The sequence below is a fragment of the Treponema sp. Marseille-Q4130 genome, from assembly GCF_014334325.1.
Lineage (GTDB): Bacteria > Spirochaetota > Spirochaetia > Treponematales > Treponemataceae > Treponema_D.
The window spans coordinates 37,165-53,794 of sequence record NZ_JACSET010000008.1 but is presented as its reverse complement, the minus strand read 5'-3'; the positions used below and the strand labels follow the sequence as shown (position 1 = coordinate 53,794).

The 16,630-nt window shown below is 48.7% G+C and carries 17 protein-coding genes; 15 read left to right on the top strand and 2 right to left on the bottom strand.

From position 1 onward, the window contains the following. Positions 1-88 precede the first annotated feature (88 nt). Complete coding sequence (locus tag H9I36_RS09395; protein WP_187385098.1) at positions 89-1,315, bottom strand: GGDEF domain-containing protein; 1,227 nt, start codon at positions 1,313-1,315, stop codon at positions 89-91. 327 nt (positions 1,316-1,642) lie between these two features. Here H9I36_RS09395 and H9I36_RS09390 point away from each other — a divergent pair, with 327 nt between their 5' ends. From H9I36_RS09390 to H9I36_RS09340, 11 genes are all read left to right on the top strand, one after another. Then, on the top strand, positions 1,643-2,095 hold the full coding sequence (locus H9I36_RS09390; protein WP_187385097.1) for a NanQ anomerase/TabA/YiaL family protein: 453 nt from the start codon (positions 1,643-1,645) through the stop codon (positions 2,093-2,095). Between the two features lie 192 nt (positions 2,096-2,287). Continuing rightward, positions 2,288-3,295: a sialic acid TRAP transporter substrate-binding protein SiaP gene (locus tag H9I36_RS09385; protein ID WP_187385096.1), complete on the top strand. Its 1,008-nt coding sequence runs from the start codon at positions 2,288-2,290 to the stop codon at positions 3,293-3,295. A 196-nt stretch (positions 3,296-3,491) separates the two neighbouring features. Continuing rightward, positions 3,492-3,992, top strand: coding sequence for a TRAP transporter small permease (locus tag H9I36_RS09380; RefSeq protein ID WP_187385095.1), 501 nt, complete (start codon positions 3,492-3,494; stop codon positions 3,990-3,992). Continuing rightward, positions 3,989-5,275, top strand: a complete 1,287-nt coding sequence (locus H9I36_RS09375; protein ID WP_187385094.1) for a TRAP transporter large permease — start codon at positions 3,989-3,991, stop codon at positions 5,273-5,275. The genes H9I36_RS09380 and H9I36_RS09375 overlap by 4 nt, the downstream gene beginning before the upstream one ends. Before the next feature lie 104 nt (positions 5,276-5,379). Beyond that, complete coding sequence (locus H9I36_RS09370; protein WP_187385093.1) at positions 5,380-6,381, top strand: sialic acid TRAP transporter substrate-binding protein SiaP; 1,002 nt, start codon at positions 5,380-5,382, stop codon at positions 6,379-6,381. 65 nt (positions 6,382-6,446) lie between these two features. Then, a complete protein-coding gene (locus tag H9I36_RS09365) occupies positions 6,447-7,001 on the top strand; it encodes a TRAP transporter small permease (protein WP_255422722.1) in 555 nt (184 codons plus the stop codon). Beyond that, positions 6,998-8,287 carry a TRAP transporter large permease gene (locus H9I36_RS09360; protein WP_187385092.1) on the top strand — a complete coding sequence of 430 codons (1,290 nt, stop codon included), beginning with the start codon at positions 6,998-7,000 and terminating at the stop codon, positions 8,285-8,287. Before H9I36_RS09365 ends, H9I36_RS09360 begins: the two co-directional genes overlap by 4 nt. 25 nt (positions 8,288-8,312) lie before the next feature. Next, positions 8,313-9,233, top strand: coding sequence for a dihydrodipicolinate synthase family protein (locus H9I36_RS09355; RefSeq protein WP_187385091.1), 921 nt, complete (start codon positions 8,313-8,315; stop codon positions 9,231-9,233). A gap of 6 nt (positions 9,234-9,239) precedes the next feature. Beyond that, positions 9,240-9,971, top strand: a complete 732-nt coding sequence (locus H9I36_RS09350) for a FadR/GntR family transcriptional regulator (RefSeq protein ID WP_187385090.1) — start codon at positions 9,240-9,242, stop codon at positions 9,969-9,971. Positions 9,972-9,987: 16 nt separating this feature from the next. Then, on the top strand, positions 9,988-11,784 hold the full coding sequence (locus H9I36_RS09345) for an L-fucose isomerase (protein ID WP_187385089.1): 1,797 nt from the start codon (positions 9,988-9,990) through the stop codon (positions 11,782-11,784). Positions 11,785-12,077: 293 nt separating this feature from the next. Then, on the top strand, positions 12,078-13,094 hold the full coding sequence (locus H9I36_RS09340; RefSeq protein WP_187385088.1) for a DctP family TRAP transporter solute-binding subunit: 1,017 nt from the start codon (positions 12,078-12,080) through the stop codon (positions 13,092-13,094). Positions 13,095-13,196: 102 nt separating this feature from the next. Here H9I36_RS09340 and H9I36_RS09335 read toward each other — a convergent pair whose 3' ends face one another. Next, positions 13,197-13,772: a thymidine kinase gene (locus H9I36_RS09335; protein ID WP_187385087.1), complete on the bottom strand. Its 576-nt coding sequence runs from the start codon at positions 13,770-13,772 to the stop codon at positions 13,197-13,199. Positions 13,773-13,963: 191 nt separating this feature from the next. Between H9I36_RS09335 and H9I36_RS09330 the strand changes: the two genes are divergently transcribed. From H9I36_RS09330 to H9I36_RS09315, 4 genes are all read left to right on the top strand, one after another. Next, positions 13,964-14,614: a response regulator transcription factor gene (locus H9I36_RS09330; RefSeq protein WP_187385086.1), complete on the top strand. Its 651-nt coding sequence runs from the start codon at positions 13,964-13,966 to the stop codon at positions 14,612-14,614. Continuing rightward, positions 14,611-15,195: a hypothetical protein gene (locus tag H9I36_RS09325; protein ID WP_222864684.1), complete on the top strand. Its 585-nt coding sequence runs from the start codon at positions 14,611-14,613 to the stop codon at positions 15,193-15,195. The genes H9I36_RS09330 and H9I36_RS09325 overlap by 4 nt, the downstream gene beginning before the upstream one ends. Then, positions 15,192-16,094 carry a sensor histidine kinase gene (locus H9I36_RS09320; protein ID WP_187385085.1) on the top strand — a complete coding sequence of 301 codons (903 nt, stop codon included), beginning with the start codon at positions 15,192-15,194 and terminating at the stop codon, positions 16,092-16,094. Before H9I36_RS09325 ends, H9I36_RS09320 begins: the two co-directional genes overlap by 4 nt. 187 nt (positions 16,095-16,281) lie before the next feature. Beyond that, on the top strand, positions 16,282-16,614 hold the full coding sequence (locus H9I36_RS09315) for a hypothetical protein (RefSeq protein ID WP_187385084.1): 333 nt from the start codon (positions 16,282-16,284) through the stop codon (positions 16,612-16,614). Positions 16,615-16,630 lie beyond the last annotated feature (16 nt).

The following is a 16,630-nucleotide window of genomic DNA, read 5'->3' as shown; positions in this document are numbered from 1 at the left end:
GGGTATTTTATAAAACAGTGTGCATATCATACGGTATTTTTAATAATTATTATTAATTTTATTTTTAAAAGTAATTAAGTTTGCGCTTTCAGAAAAACGGTACCAGTATTTTTCCGCTCCTGTTTTCGCTCTGCATTATACTCCTGTTGTCGGGGGCAGCAGAATGAGCGCGGCTTTTATTTTTATAAAGCATATCGTCCGCTTTTTTTATAAGTTCAACGATCGATATACTCTGTCCGTCTGTTTTTGCATAGCCGATGCTCAACGTAACGGCATACGGAAGTCTTCGTGCCGCGACCTCCGCCTCAAGCGCTTTATTAAAATGATTTATCAATTCATCGGGGCTCGACACGTACAAGGATTCTCCGATTAACAAAAATTCATCGCCGCCGAACCTCGCGGCAAAAGTGCTGTACTTTTGGCTTGTCATCCTCAGCGCCTGCGCGACGATACGCAACACTTTGTCCCCTTCGATATGGCCGTATGTATCGTTTATCTCTTTGAACGAATTGATATCGAGCATAAATAAATACAGCGGCCATTCGGTAAGAGGGCTGTTGAATTTCGTTTCGAGATATTGATTCGCACGCCGCCGGTTATTTAAATCGGTAAGCGCATCGCTGAAAATCTGCGCCTGCTGAAAATTAACAAACATGATCAAAAATCCGGAAAATATGGCGATCACGATAAGAGGAGTGCCGGGAATAAACATCTGAAGCGAACCGATCGCAAAACAAACGGCAATCGCAAGGGCGAAGCCGAACGTTGCGCGCCGTCGCATCGGCATAGTTTCTTTCGCTCCGCAGCACAGAGCCCGAAGCAGCGCAATGACAAAATAAAAAAACACGATCGCCATCTGCCAGCAATAGTAGGGACCGCGCCGGTATTCATTGTCGGGTGTTATGTAATAGATCCATCCCGTATAATACGACGATGCGCACATAAACAGCGAAAACGCAAGCGGCACCGACGCGATAATCCACAGTTCGGGCTTTTTCATAAACGCGGTTTTCAATCGGATTTCCGTATAGATAAACATAAAAAAAGAAAGAACGCTTATCAGGAAAATGGAAAAGAAACAAACGATACCGTTTACGATACGTATATAGAACCGCATATAGCCGTATTCACCCACGATCCATATTGCATCGACCAACGAATATAGGATAAATACCTGCAGCATGATCTTCAACATACGTATTTCGAGTTCGCTGCCTATATCCGTTGTTAATTTTTTTATGATAAATACGGAAAATGCGATACAAAGAAAATCCACCACGAGATAGGTGAGAATGCTATTGATTACAGGCGTCATACAATGCTTCGGTTCCTTAATTTTTAATAGAATTCGGATAAAACTTTTATAGGAATGTGAAGCGCATTATTTTTAAAGTAAACTCAGGTTTCCGAAAAAGTTTTACGAAATGCATGGATCCCGTTCGAGGCCCGTACATTTCATATCAACCGTCGTAGAATATAACAAATTTTCAAAAGATTTGCTACAGGAAAAATGAAAATTTTATCATTTTTATTTGTGCGGGAATTTCAATACCTTTTGTTACGGCGCTCTGCGGCAAGGTTATTCATTTGACAAGCGGTATCCGAAATTCTATGATAATTAAAAATTTTCATGGGAGAAATTATGATTATCGATACGATTGAAAACATCGAAAAATACGCGGCTTCTTTTCCGCAGCTTCGAGCGGTTGCCGCAGTGCTCCGCTCCGGAAAAGCGGAAACGGCGGTGACAGGTTCGTATGCGACGGACGACGCATCGGTGCGCTATTCCGTGAGCGAATATCAAACGCGCGCAAAAGGCACGAAAGGCTACGAAACGCACCGGCACGCGGCGGATGTGCAGTTCATCATGTCGGGCGAAGAGATCATCGATGTATGCGAAAATGCCGGCATGAAAGCGCGGAACGAATACGATGCCGAAAGCGATATTCAATTTTTTGACGGCGAATTGGCGGCGTCCTATATCGCAAAACCCGGAAAATTCATCGTTTTGTTTCCCGGAGAAGGTCACGAACCCTGCATTTCGCTCAAAAATCCGGAAACCGTACGGAAAATCGTGTTTAAGCTCGCAATGTAAGCACGCAGCCGGAATCCCGCTTCGGCATACTGTTATTTGTGATCAAAATTCACCATCCCGTCATGCGATTGATGCGCGAAACGATTGAAAAAATCGGTTTTTTATAAAAAAAATTTGACAGCTCCGGAAACTCGTGCTACCATGTTACCTATCAACCTGTTTGACAGGTAACATCTTATACGAGGAGTCTCTATGAAAAAACTGATTTGTGCAGCGGCGACGGTTTTGCTGATCTGCGGAATTGCAGCGGCTTCGGGCGGCAGCGACGGCAGCAATGCTGCGACCGGTCAAAAAGTAACGATAAAGTGGGCATCGGTACATCCGCCTGCACATCCGGCGTCTCAGACGATGATGCGCGTAGCGGAAGAAGTGTCGAAACAGACGAACGGCCGCGTCGAAATCAAAGGCTTTCCCGGCGGAGCGCTCGGCGGCAGCATGGACCTGATCCAAGGCACGCAGACCGGCATCGTCGATATGGTCAGCGAAGGAGCGGCGAACTTCGGACAGTACGTACCGTCGGTGACGATCGCCGAAGCGCCGTATATTTGGCGCAATGTCGAGCATCTTGAAAAAGCGATCGACGGTGCATTCGGTCAAAAGATCAACGAAGAGCTGATCAAGGGCAGCGGCATGCGTTTGCTCGGTGCGATGTACTACGGAACGCGCCACCTTTCGACGTCGAAAAAAGAAGTGCGCAAAGTTTCGGACTGCGCGGGTATGAAAATCCGCGTTCCGGAAAACGATGTCTTCGTCGCAATGGCGCGCTCATGGGGATCGAATCCCACCCCTATCACGTTCAACGAACTGTATCTCGCGCTTCAGCAAAATATCGTCGACGGTCAGGAAAACCCGCTGCCGACTTTTTCATCCGCGAAATTCCAGGAAGTGCAAAAATATATCATCCTCACCGGACACATTATGACGCCGATGCTCATCGTCATCAACGAAAAGGTATGGCAGAAAATCGCTCCGGCCGATCAGGAAATCGTCAAAGCGTCGATCGCAAAAAACATCAAATGGCAGAACGGCGAAATCATCAAGCAGGAAAAAGATTTGATTGCAAAACTCCAATCGCAGGGCGTCACGGTCATCACGCCCGATGTCGAAAGCTTCCGGCAGGCAACATTGAAAGTCGTACCGCCTATGTTCGAAGCGAAATGGGGCAAGGGTACGTGGGACAGCATCCAAAATATTAAATAACGAAGCTGTCGTCGATCAACAAAACGTCGGAGTTGTTCGGAAATCGGGCGGCTCCGACATTCGTCCGCTGTTTTTAAAATGCGGCAGTTCCGCACATTCGATTATAAAGATGCGTCCGCCGCGCACTGCCGAAAACCCTTTGACCGGCTCGAGCGTTTCGCAAAAGTTTTCATACGGGTTTTCATGGGAGAAAACAATGAATCGCGTAGAGGAAAAAGTAACGGCTGCCGTCAACAAATGTATCGACCGGCTTTCCGTCGTTCTCTTCTTAGTCATATTTATTTTAGCGCTGTGTCAAATATGCATGCGCTATGTTTTGAACAAACCGCTCGTGTGGTCTGAAGAATTAATACGATATGCATTTGTGTGGATCTGTTATCTCGGCTGGGTCCTCGGCACAAGAAACAGAAGCCACATACAGATTACGATTATCGTCAACCTGCTTCCGAAAACACTGCACAAGATGATCGATACGCTCAACAGCCTTATCCTTATCGTGTTTTCGGCATACATGATCGTATACGGCATCGGAATGACGAAAGCGAGCACGATGCTTCCGGCGATCACCATTCCGATTACGATAAGCTTTGTGTACGCGGTCGTGCCGTTTGCCAATACGCTCATCATCGTATACGAACTGCTGCATCTCAAAAACAGCGTATGGAAACGCGATGCGGACAAGGGGACTGCCGTATGAACATGGGTATCATCTTTATTCTGTTTATCGTCCTGCTCATCGTCGGAACGAATATTTACGCCAACCTCGGCATCTGTTCCCTGCTCTACTGCCTGACGAACGGATTTACACCTCTTACCGTCATACAGCGCATAACGATGGCTGCGAATTCGTTTCCGCTGCTGGCCGCGCCGTTTTTTATCATCATGGGCAATATCATGAATACGTCGGGCGTGACGAAACGCATGTTCAACTTCGCAAACGTGCTTGTCGGACACATGCCCGGAGGTCTCGGCCACGCGAATATCGTCGCATCGGTTTTGTTTGCAGGCATGAGCGGCACTGCGGTTGCGGACGCGGCAGGCTTGGGTACAATCGAAATCAAAGCGATGCGCGACGCCGGATTTGACGATGACTTTTCGTGCGCAGTCACCGGTGCTTCTTCGACGATAGGGCCTATCATTCCGCCGAGCTTGCCGATGGTACTGTACGCGGTTCTCGCCGAAGCGTCCGTCGGACGGCTCTTTATGGGCGGGCTTTTGCCGGGCGTTCTTATGGCGGGTACGCTTATGATTATGGTCTTTTGCTACGCAAAGCGCAGAGCTTATCCGCGTGCGCCTCGCCCGACAAAAAAAATTTTGTGGCAGGCATTTAAAGATGCATTTTGGGCGCTCATGGCTCCGGTACTGCTGTTCGGCGGTATCGTGTCGGGCGTATTTACGCCGACGGAAGCGGCCGTGTTTGCGGCGTTCTATTCGCTCATCCTCGGTCTCTTCGTCTACAAAGAATTCAGCATTAAAGATTTGCCGCGTATCATCCTTGCGACGGTGGAAACGAACGGCGTCGTTCTCGCGCTCGTCATGACGGCGGTTATGTTCGGCTGGTCGCTTTCGGTCGCAAACGTGCCGCAGATACTCGCATCGGGTATCATGTCCGTTTCCAATCACCCCGTCGTCATTTTGCTGCTCATCAACGCCTTCCTGCTCTTCGTCGGTATGTTCATGGAAGCGAATGCCGCCATCATGATCCTCACGCCGATATTTATCCCGCTCATGCACGCGCTCGGCGTCAGCCCGACACAGTTCGGCATCATGATGATCTTAAACCTGATGATCGGACTGTTGACGCCGCCGGTCGGAATCGTTTTGTATGTCGTTTCAAACGTCGCAAAGGTTTCGTTCGAACGCGTCACAAAAGCGACCGCACCGTTTCTCATACCGCTTATTACGGTTTTGCTTTTGATTACGCTGATCCCGGGAATCACGACGTGGATCCCGAATCTGTTGTTCGGACCGGAATTGTAAACTGAGGAAACAAGCCGGCAGCGTATGCCGTCGGTAATAAAAATAAAAGACGTCCTGAAGCTGTAAAAGAGATACGCTTCCCGACGCCTTTCCAGGAGGTTAGTATGAAAAAAATACTCGCTATGATGCTTGGGGCAGCGATGCTGCTCCCTGCGGTTTTTGCCAACGGACAGGCGGATGCGAACAAGCCTATCGAACTGACGTATACGATGACTGCCGTCCCGACGGACGCGCATACGAAAGCGATGATGGTTTTCAAAGAAACGGTTGAAAAGCTTTCCGGCGGAACGATCAAAGTGCTCACCTACGATTCCGCTTCTCTGTTCAAACAGGAACAGGAACTCACTGCCGTAAAAACGGGACAAGCCGATATGACCGCAACCGCAGCCGCATGGCTTACCGACGGCTCTCCGTGGGTATCCATGTTTACCGCCGGTTATATCTTCAAAAGCTATGAGCACATGACAAAGGTCATGAACGGCCCGGTCGGCAAAGAAGTATTCGAGCGCATCGCAAAAGAGCAGGGCATCCGTCCGCTCGGCGCGGAGTACCTCGGCACGCGCCAGATGAATATGGTGGAAGACAGACCGATCAAAACGCCCGCAGATCTCAAAGGAGTAAAACTCCGCATGCCGAATTCCGATTCGTGGATATTCCTCGGCAAAGCGCTCGGCGCAAACCCGACGCCGGTTTCCTTTTCGGAACTGTACATGGCGCTGCAGACGAAAACCGTCGACGGTCAGGAAAACCCGCTGCCGACCGACAAAAACGCGAAATTCTACGAAGTGACGAAATCGATTACGATCACGAACCACGTCGTAGACAGCGTATGGCCCGCAATCAACGAAAAGAAATGGCAGTCGCTTACCAAAGAACAGCAGGGCTGGATCATGGAAGGCGTAAAAGCCGGCATCGAATTCTGCGATAAAACGAACCGCGCGGCGGAAGCCGAACTCATCGGCTTCTTCAAATCGCAGGGACTCAAAGTATACAACGCCGACCTCAACGCGTTCAGCAAAGAAGTCCTCGGCAAATACCTTGCAAGCGATTATGCAAAATCGTGGGATAAAGCCCTGTTCGATAAAGTGCAGGCCGCAGGCAACTGACGCGTACGGGGGAGCATCCGCGCTCCTCCGTACAGCGCGGCGCTTTCCAACGCAACGGAGATATCATGAAAAAAATTTTATTATTTTTGCGGAATTGTATGGAAGTGTATATTCCGATTATTTCGTTTTCGGTACTGTTTATCGCGTTTATTCTGCAAGTCGTTTCACGCTACGTTTTCAACCGCCCCATCATCATGACAAACGATCTCATCGTACTCGGTTTTTGTTGGACGGTTATACTCGGCGCATGCTATACGATGCGAAAGCACGGGCATGTGCAGTTTACGATGCTGTACGATATGTACAGCCCGAAAATTGCCGCCGCGATGCGCCTGGCCGGCAATATCATTATTATTTTAACTTTCGCCGCCCTGTTTATCCCTTCCATAAGCTTTTCCCTCTTTCAAGGATTCCAGCGTACGGCGGTGCTTCGCGTGAGTTTGACATGGGTGTTTTTGCCCTTCGCATATTTTTTGCTTTCCGTCATCGGGTACAGCATCAAACCGTGCATCGAAGACATCAAAGTCATCTGCGGCAAACTCGACGACTCCGAAGATCATAAAGCGGATAAAGAAAACGCGGCGGTAATCGGAAAAGCCGCAGACGGAGGCAGCGTATGAGTCTCGGACTTACGGTTTCGCTTATCGTATTCATTTTAATTTTTATCCTGCGTATGCCGATCGCGCTCGGTATGCTCAGCTCCGCCGTCTGCTATCTTTTGATAACCGGTCGAGATCTGAGCCTTGTCGTCAATCAAGTGATGAACACGTTCTACACGAATTACGTTATCATCGCTGTTCCGCTTTTTATCTTTACCGCAAACGTAATGAATTCGGGAAAAGTCACCGACATGGTATTTAAATTCGCAGGCGGTTTGTGCGGACGCATGAGAGGCGCGCTCGGTCACGTAAATGTCATCGCTTCTCTTATTTTTTCCGGCATGACCGGTTCGGCAATAGCCGATGCGGCCGGCTTGGGCAAAATCGAAATCCAGGCGATGCGGCAAAAAGGCTTTGACGACGAATTCAGCTGTGCGATCACTGCAGCGTCCGCAACGATCGGCCCGATATTTCCGCCGTCGATTCCGCTCGTCATCTATGCGATGCTCAGCAGCACGTCGGTCGGTGCGCTGTTTATGGGCGGCATGATTCCGGCAATCCTGCTCACGATATTCCTCATGGTATACGTCGCCGTCGTCGCAAAAAAGCGCGACTACCCGCGCGGCGATAAAATCGTACTGCGCGAATTCCTCGCTTTTACGCTGAAAGCGCTTCCGTCATTGCTTACGCCCGTCATCCTCCTCGTAGGTATCTATACGGGCGTTATGACGCCGACCGAAGCGGGTGCCGTGGCGGGATTGTACGCGCTGCTCATCTCCGTCATCGCGTACCGCGCAATGGGCTGGAAAGACTTATTCGAAGTCATCAAAACGACGGTAAAAGACGTCGGCGCAACCTCGCTTATGATAGGAGCTGCAACGATCATCAGCTATATCGTCGCGCGCGAACAGCTTGCGGTACACATCGGAAACTGGATCCTTTCGATCACGTCGAGCAAATATCAGTTTTTGCTCCTGGTGAATATCGTCATCCTCTTTCTCGGCATGTTTATCGACACATCGACGATCCAGCTCGTCTTCGTTCCGATCATGATCCCCGTTGCGCAAAAACTCGGAATCGACATGATACACTTCGGATTGGTCGTAACGTTCAACATGATGGTCGGACTTTCCACACCTCCGTTCGGTATGCTGCTGTTTATCACGAGCGGCATATCGGGTACACCGCTTAAAGGTATTATGAAAGAGATCGTGTGGCCGCTCATAGCGATGCTGCTCGTCCTCGTCATCATAACGTATTTTCCGCAAACGGTGCTGTTCCTGCCGAAGCTTGCAGGGCTGTTGTAATTTAATTATGAATTAAGGAGATTGTATGAAAGAATATCACGGCTGCTGGCCTACGATGATCACGCCGTTTACGGAAAACAATACGGTCGATTTCGATGCGATTAAAAAACTCGTCGAATGGTATATCGCTCACGGCGCCGACGGAATTTTCGCCGTCTGCCAATCGAGCGAAATGTTTTTTCTTTCAAAGCAGGAAAAGCTCGATATAGCGAAAGCCGTCGTCGACGCCAACGCCGGCAGGATCAAAGTGATCGCATCGGGGCATACGTCGGACGATCATGCGGAGCAGATAGACGAATTGGGAGCTATGGCGAAGACGGGCGTCGATGCGGTCGTTCTCGTCGCAAACCGTATGGCAAAACAAAACGAAGGAGAAGCCGTCTTCAACAAAAATGCAGAAGATATTTTCCGCCAGCTTTCGGGCGTTACGCTCGGTCTCTACGAGTGTCCGTATCCGTACTTGCGCCTGCTCACCGACGACTTCCTCGCCGACTGCGCGCGTACAGGCAAACTCGTCTTTTTAAAAGACGTAAGCTGTTCGAACGAAATAGAAGCGCGCCGCGTCAAACTCACCGCCGGCACAAAGCTTTCGCTGTTCAACGCAAATACGTCGACACTGCTCGATTCGCTCATCGCGGGTTACGACGGCTACAACGGCGTCATGGCGAATTTCCACATCGACATCTACAAATGGATGTACGATCACTTTAAAACCGAGCCGGAAAAAGCGCGCAAAATCAGCGACTTTTTAACGGTCGCGGCGGTATCGGAAGCGCGCGCGTATCCGGTAAACGCGAAGTTCCACTACAGTCTTACCGGCCTTCCCATGTCGCTTGTGACGAGGAGCAAAGACGTTTCCGTATTGAACGAAAATGCGCGGCACGAAATCGAAAGCCTTATCCGCATGGAAAAAGACATCCGCGCGGAACTCGGTCTTGCAGGATAATGCCGTATGACCGACAATAGTTTCACCTTGGTAAGAGACAACTTAAGCGTACAGATTGCCGATCGCTTGGAAGACACTATTGTTAATTCGGATGCGTTTCCCGTAAACGAAAAACTTCCGTCGGAACAGCAGCTCGCCGAGCAGTACCGCGTGTCCCGTCCCGTAGTCCGTGAAGCGCTGAAAGTTCTGCAGGAGCGCGGACTCGTCGCATTGAAAAACGGGCTCGGCGCTTTTGTCACAAAGCCGAAAAATTCAACGGTGTTTTCCGCGGTAAGCAGAATCATGCAGATGAACAACATCTCCGACGACGATCTGACGCAGATGCGCGCCATGCTCGAAGTAAACGCCGCGCGCCTTGCAGCCGCGAATATCACCGACGATATACTGGAAGCGCTGCGGAGCAACATCGAAGAGTTTTCGGACAAAGCGCTTTCGCCGAAAGAGCGCGTCGCATTGGATTGCCGCTTTCACAATCTCATAGCGAAAGCGTCCGGCAACGCCTTGCTCGAAATATTCAACGACGTGCTCATCTCTCTGCTCACCGACTACATGGGAAAAGGCGTCCTCGTCGCAGGCGGCATAGACGATGCAATCATACGGCACAAAAAAATATTGCACGCTCTCGAAGCGCACAATACGACCGACGCCGTCGTCGCGATGAACGAACACATCGCCGCATCGAAACGCAACGTGGAAATATTTGCGGCGAACAAAACAGAGGTTACAATTAATATATGATCAGGAGGATTATGCAATGGCAAAATCAAGGTTAATCGGCGAGTATCCGATCATCGGTATCCGCCCCATCATCGACGCGAGAGAAGGCATGCTTAACGTCCGCGCTTCGCTGGAAGAACTGACGATGCGCATGGCGCATCAGGCAAAAGAGCTGCTCGAACGAAACGTGTTCTACACAAACGGAGAGCCGGTAAAAGTGCTCATCGCGGACGGCACGATCGGGCGCGTTGCCGAATCGGCCGCATGTGCGGAAAAATTCAAAAAAGCCGGTGTCGATATCACGCTGTCGGTTTCGCCGTGCTGGTGCTACGGTTCCGAAACGATGGATAACGATCCCATGACGATAAAAGGCGTGTGGGGTTTAAACGCGACGGAACGCCCGGGCGCCGTATACCTTGCAAGCGTGCTCGCCGGCTACGCGCGCAAAGGTCTCCCCGCGTTCGGCATCTACGGCAGCACCGTACAGAAATTCGACGACAAAACGATCCCCGACGACGTAAAAGAAAAATTGATACGTTTCGGAAAAGCATCCGTAGCCGCAGCGACCATGCGCGGCAAATCCTATCTGCAGATCGGAGCGACGTGCATGGGGATATCCGGTTCGCAAATCGATCCCGACTTTTTTGAAGAGTACCTCGGCATGCGCGTAGAATCCGTCGATGAAATCGAAGTGTACCGCCGCATCGAAAAAGAGATCTACGACAAAGACGAATACAAACGCGCGCTCGAATGGACGCGTAAAAATTGTCCGACGGGATTCGATAAAAATCCGAAAGAAGCGCAAAAAACTCCCGCGCAGATCGACGCGGATTGGGAGTTTACCGTCAAGTGCGCGCTTATCATTAAAGATTTGATGAACGGCAATCCGAAACTCAGAGAAATCGGCTGGGGCGAAGAAGCGCTCGGACACAACGCGATCGCGGCGGGCTTTCAAGGACAGCGCCAATGGACGGATATATTCCCCGACACCGATTTCCCCGAAGCGATTTTGAACACGCCCTTCGATTGGAACGGCGCGCGCGAACCCTACGTCTTCGCAACGGAAAACGATACGCTGAACGGAGCGACGATGCTGCTTTTAAAACTGCTCACGAACCGCTCTCAAATGTTTGCGGACGTGCGCACGTGCTGGACAGGCGAAAGCGTCAAAAACGAAACGGGCTATGCGCTCGAAGGAAAGGCAAAAGATGCCGGCGGTTTTATCCACTTGATAAACAGCGGCGCGTGTACGATCGATGCGTGCGGCGAAGTCAAAGATAAAAACGGAAACGCGGTTATGAAGCCGTTTTGGGAAATGACCGAAGCGGACATCGACGCATGTCTCAAAGCGACCGAATGGTGTACGTCGGATCAGGGGTATTTCCGCGGCGGCGGATTTTCCTCCCGCTTTATCACAAAAGCCGAAATGCCCATGACGATGGCTCGGATCAATATCGTCAAAGGGATCGGCCCCGTGCTGCAGCTCGTCGAAGGCTGGTCGGTAAAACTGCCGGACGACGTCGCCGATGCGATTTGGAAACGCACCGACTACACGTGGCCGTGCACGTGGTTCGCTCCGCGTCCGACGGGCAGCGCTCCGTTTACAAACGCATACGACGTTATGAACAACTGGGGCGCAAACCACGGTGCGATTTCGTACGGACACATCGGCGCGGATATAATCACGCTCTGCTCCATACTGCGCATCCCCGTATGCATGCACAACGTCGACGAAAGCAAAATCTTCCGTCCGGCGTGCTGGAATGCGTACGGCATGGACAAAGAAGGACAGGATTACCGCGCGTGCAAAGCGTACGGCCCGATGTATAAATAACGGTTCAGCCGAAGCGGCCGGCTGAGCGCAGCGGAACAAGATCCGAAGCCGGGACTGTCTGAAAACCGCCTGTTTTTCGACTGTCCCGCCCGCCGCTTTTTATAAAACGCAGCCGTCGCTGTACCTACCCTGTCAGGCTATATAACAGCATATCACCGAAACAATCATCCGCACATCGTAAAAAAATCACAAAAAAAATTTGACAAAAAAAATTTGACAGTTTCAAAAACTCATGCTACTATACTGATGAAAAAAATTATATACAAAACAATATTTCAAATTGGGGAAACGACATGAAAAAAGTAGTCTCTACGGTAGTATCGGTTTTACTGATCTGCGGACTGGCGGCGGCAAGGGTAAACAAAAGTAAACAAGGACAGACAAGAGCAAGCACAAACGGTAAACCCGTAACCATACGGTGGGCGTCGGTTCATCCGGTCGATCACCCTGCTTCGCAAATGATGGTTCGCGTCGCAAACGAAGTATCGCAGCAGACGAAAGGTCGCATAGAAATCAAAGGATTTCCCGCCGCTCAGCTTGGTGCGAGTATGGATTTGATTCGCGGTACGCAGACCGGCAGCATCGATATGGTAAGCGAAGGTGCCGCAAACTTCGGACTCTACGCTCCGTCGGTGACGATAGCCGAAGCGCCGTATATTTGGCGCAATATCGAGCATCTCGAAAAAGCGCTCAACGGTCCGTTCGGACAAAAAATAAGCGAAGAACTCGCGGGCAGCGGTATGCGTCTGCTCGGTGCGATGTATTACGGAACGCGCCACCTTTCGACATCGACAAAAGAGGTGCATTCGGTCGCCGACTGCGCCGGCATGAAAATCCGTGTCCCGGAAAACGATATCTTCGTCGCGATGGCGCACTCATGGGGTTCGAATTCACGGCCGATCACGTTCAGCGAACTCTATATCGCGCTGCAGTACAATATCGTCGATGCACAGGAAAACCCGCTGCCGACGTTTGCATCCGCAAAATTCCAAGAAGTGCAAAAATACGTCATCCTTACAGGGCATATCATGACACCGTTGCTCGTCGTCATCAACGAAAACACGTGGCAAAAGCTCGATCCGGCCGACAGGGAAATCGTCCAAGCGTCGCTCGTAAAAAACATCGAATGGCAAAACGACGAAATCGTCAGACAGGAAAACGAATTGATCGCGACGCTGAAATCGCAAGGCATTACGATCATCACGCCCGACGTCGAAAGCTTTAGAGTGGCGACGCTCAAAACGCTGCCCCCGATGTTCGAAGCGAAATGGGGCAAGGGCACGTGGGAAAGCATCCAAAGCATTCAATAGCTTACCTCTAAAACCTGTAAGGCCGGCACATCCGTCTGTGGCGCATACAATGCATTGCAAGCGGTTCGCCCTACTCCGGCATGAGCTGCGGGATAAAACGCTTTATTCGAGCGTGAGCTGCGTTTCTTTTTCTTTTTGATTTTTCAAATAGCAGTCTCGGCAAAGGCACGTGTATTCACTGTCGCCGACGACGATATCGCTTGTCTTTGCGCCCTGCATATAATACGAATAGTTGCCGACTTGGCTCGCGCACTGCGTGCACACGCCGTTCAATTTGATGATCGAATCGCAATACGGCAGGAGCCGGGCAGCTTCGGCAAAAAGCGTACATTCCGATGTTGCAAGCAGACCCGCAAAATAGACGTCCTGATCTTTTCGGCACTCGATCGCAAGCGCGGCGCAGTTTTTTATCATAAAATATTCGTCAACGAACACGGCGTCGTATTCATCGAAACGCTTTCCCCCGTCAAACGAGGAAAGCGAAACCGTGTCGATCTCTTTCGATTCTGCGAGCCGGCGCAGAGCGTTTTCGAGCGGCGAATGCGAAAAAAAACTCCGCGTATCGCGGTCGGGACGGACAAGGATGATTTTTTTATGCGCGTATACGTAGCGCTCCATTTTTTGAAACAATAGCGTCGACTTTCCCGAAAACATCGGCCCCGTAATCAGCTCAACCATAACACCCCGCTTGCACGCTACTGTACCGCAAAAACGGAAGCGTGGCAATGAGAAAATACAGCGAAGTTCCGCTTGTGCGTTACCCTTTTAAGAAATAAAACTTTATCGAAAAAACAAACAGTATCGATATCATAAAATTTTCGGGACTAAACTCCCTATAAATCATCGCTTTTTTCATATAAAATACAATTATGATTCCGAATATAATTCTTTGCGATGACCACACTCTGTTGAGAAGCGGAATAAAAAGCTGGATAGAAACTCATTCAAAATACAAGGTTACGCATGAAGCGGGAACTTGGACGGAATGCGAAAAAATTCTCGAAGCGTTTCGCGCGTCCTGCTCTCCGAACAACTATATCGCCGTCGTGGACATTTCTTTCAAAGCCGAATATTCGGCAGCCCACGAAGAAAATTGCGGTTTTGAAATAATCCGCCGTTTTACCGAACTCGGCGTTCCGTGCATCGCGTATTCAAGTCATGATTCGGGGGGATTCGTAGAACACGCCGTAAGTTCTGCCGTCGGAGCAAAAGGTTTTGTTTCAAAAAATGCGGATGAAGAAATCCTGCTTGCAGCGATTCGCGCCGTGTCTGACGGAAAAACATACATTCAGGCGGAGCTTGTAACAGGCCTTTTGGAAGTGAACCACATAAATCAGACTTTTACCAAAAAAGAAAAACTCCTTTCGGATGCGCTGACAATCCATAACACAAACGCCGAAGTTGCCGCCGCTCTCGGCATCACCGAAAAAACCGTTGTAAATTATCTTACGATTTTGTATGACAAAGCAGGGGTAAAAAGCAAACTTGAATTCTTGGAAAAGATGGGGAGATTAAATTGAAAGCATTTTATAAAACGGCACTTCTTTGCGCGGCGGCGCTTGCTTTGAATATTGTAACTTTCTTACTCGTCATTTATTTGCGGCTTCCCGTTTTTATGGACACGATTTTTACGGTCGCTCTCGTTTTTTATGCAGGGCTTGTGCCGGCTCTGATCGTCGCAGCTCTCTATAATCCGATTATGACGATTTTACTGTGTGTGATCTATGGAACGGAAATTTTTTACTTTGATTTTTTGTATGCGATCTGCGGAATTCTGATAGTCATTTCGACTTGGATTTTCAGCCGCAACAAAAAGGAATTCTTTTTCAGTCATACCGTTACGGTTTTATACCTTTTGATTATCGCATTCGTTTCCGCTTTTTTAACCTGTTTTTCCGCAAGCGCGCTGAACACGTTTATTCGTCCGCTTTTCGGAAACTTATCGCGATTTTCCGCAATCGACGATTTTTACATCGCATTCCAAAATTTAAAATTCGGAATATTCCTTTCATATCTTTTGCCGCGTATTCCGATCATCGTGCTGGACAGGCTGATTTCCACTTTTTTAGGCTACGGAATATATAGAGTAATTAAACTATGAACGAACAGCAATTACAGGATTTACTTTTTGCCTTAAACCTCTACACGTCGTTTTTTCTCTTTTTGATCGTGCTCTGTTTTACCTCTTTTGTCGCAGTTCTTTTTATTTTGATCCGCAATATAAAGAACCGCAAAAAATTACAAAAAAACCGGGAGTTTATTTCGGAAATAATCCAGACGCAGGAAGCGGAGCGAAACCGTATAAGTCGGGAACTTCACGATACGGTAAGCCAAAACATAAAAACGCTTCTTCTGAAAGAAAAAGAACTTTCGGCGATTTTGAGCGATTATAATTTTAAAAGCGATGAAATACAATTCAAAATCGAAAAAATCATCAGTCTCGAAAAACAAAATCAAAAGCAGCTCAGAACGATCATTCGAAATTTTGCAGTTCCGGCTGTCGGCAACATTCCTTTTAAAACCGTCATAAACGATTTGTGCGAACAGTTCAAAGAGCAAAGCGGCATAGACTGCTCGTTTTTCGTTTCTCCCGATGTTATGCTTGACGATTTTTCAAAAGAGCAAAAACATCACATTTTACGGATAATTCAGGAAGCCTTGAACAATGCAAAAACGCACGCAAAAGCAAGCGAGACAAGCATTGTCATAAGAAAAGTAAGGTGCAACGGAAACGACCGCCGTTCCGAGCCGGTTCCGGAGCAAAACTTGCAGACCGGAGAAGATTTTATTTGCATAATGATTTTTGACGACGGACAGGGCTTTGCCGAAGCAGCACAAACGGAACGTGAACGATATTCGCAAAACCACTTCGGCATGAGCGGAATGGAAATGCGTGCAAAACTTTTGGGCGGCTCTCTTTTTGTGCAAAGCAATGCGGAAGCCGGAACGGAAGTGCGGCTAGAAATTCCGGCTCATAAATGCGACCCGATTCGGTCATAATCCCGAAGTTTTGACTTTTCCGTTTGTCCCGACTTTTTCGGGAGTAAACCCCCTATTACATAAGCAAAAACAGGTGTAAAATCAATGTAAACAATAAAATTGTCGCAGATTTTTTTGTTTGAAAATCGTTTTTTAATAACAGGTTATACCGGAGAATTTTAGGCCGGTGTCTTTAGAAGGAATACATATGCATGAAGCAATTATTAACGGTATTTTTGCACTTCTCGGATCGCTTTTAACCTTTTTGGGAACATATCTTGTGAATTTGAATATAAAGAGGGATGAACGCAACCGTAAACGGATAAAAAATTATCTTGAAGAAATCAAAAGTTTTTACAATTTGGAACAGCTGTATATGGATGCTGTATCTGAATTAAGGCAAAAATTACCGGAAGTTGAAGGCAGCAAAGCAAGACAGGGTATCCAAAAGGAATTTCGAAACCGAAATGAAGAAAACGGAAATATCGGTCTCAGTATGACGGCGAAACAAGTAAACAAATTACTTGCAAACATGGAGTAGCATAGCAAAATCAAAA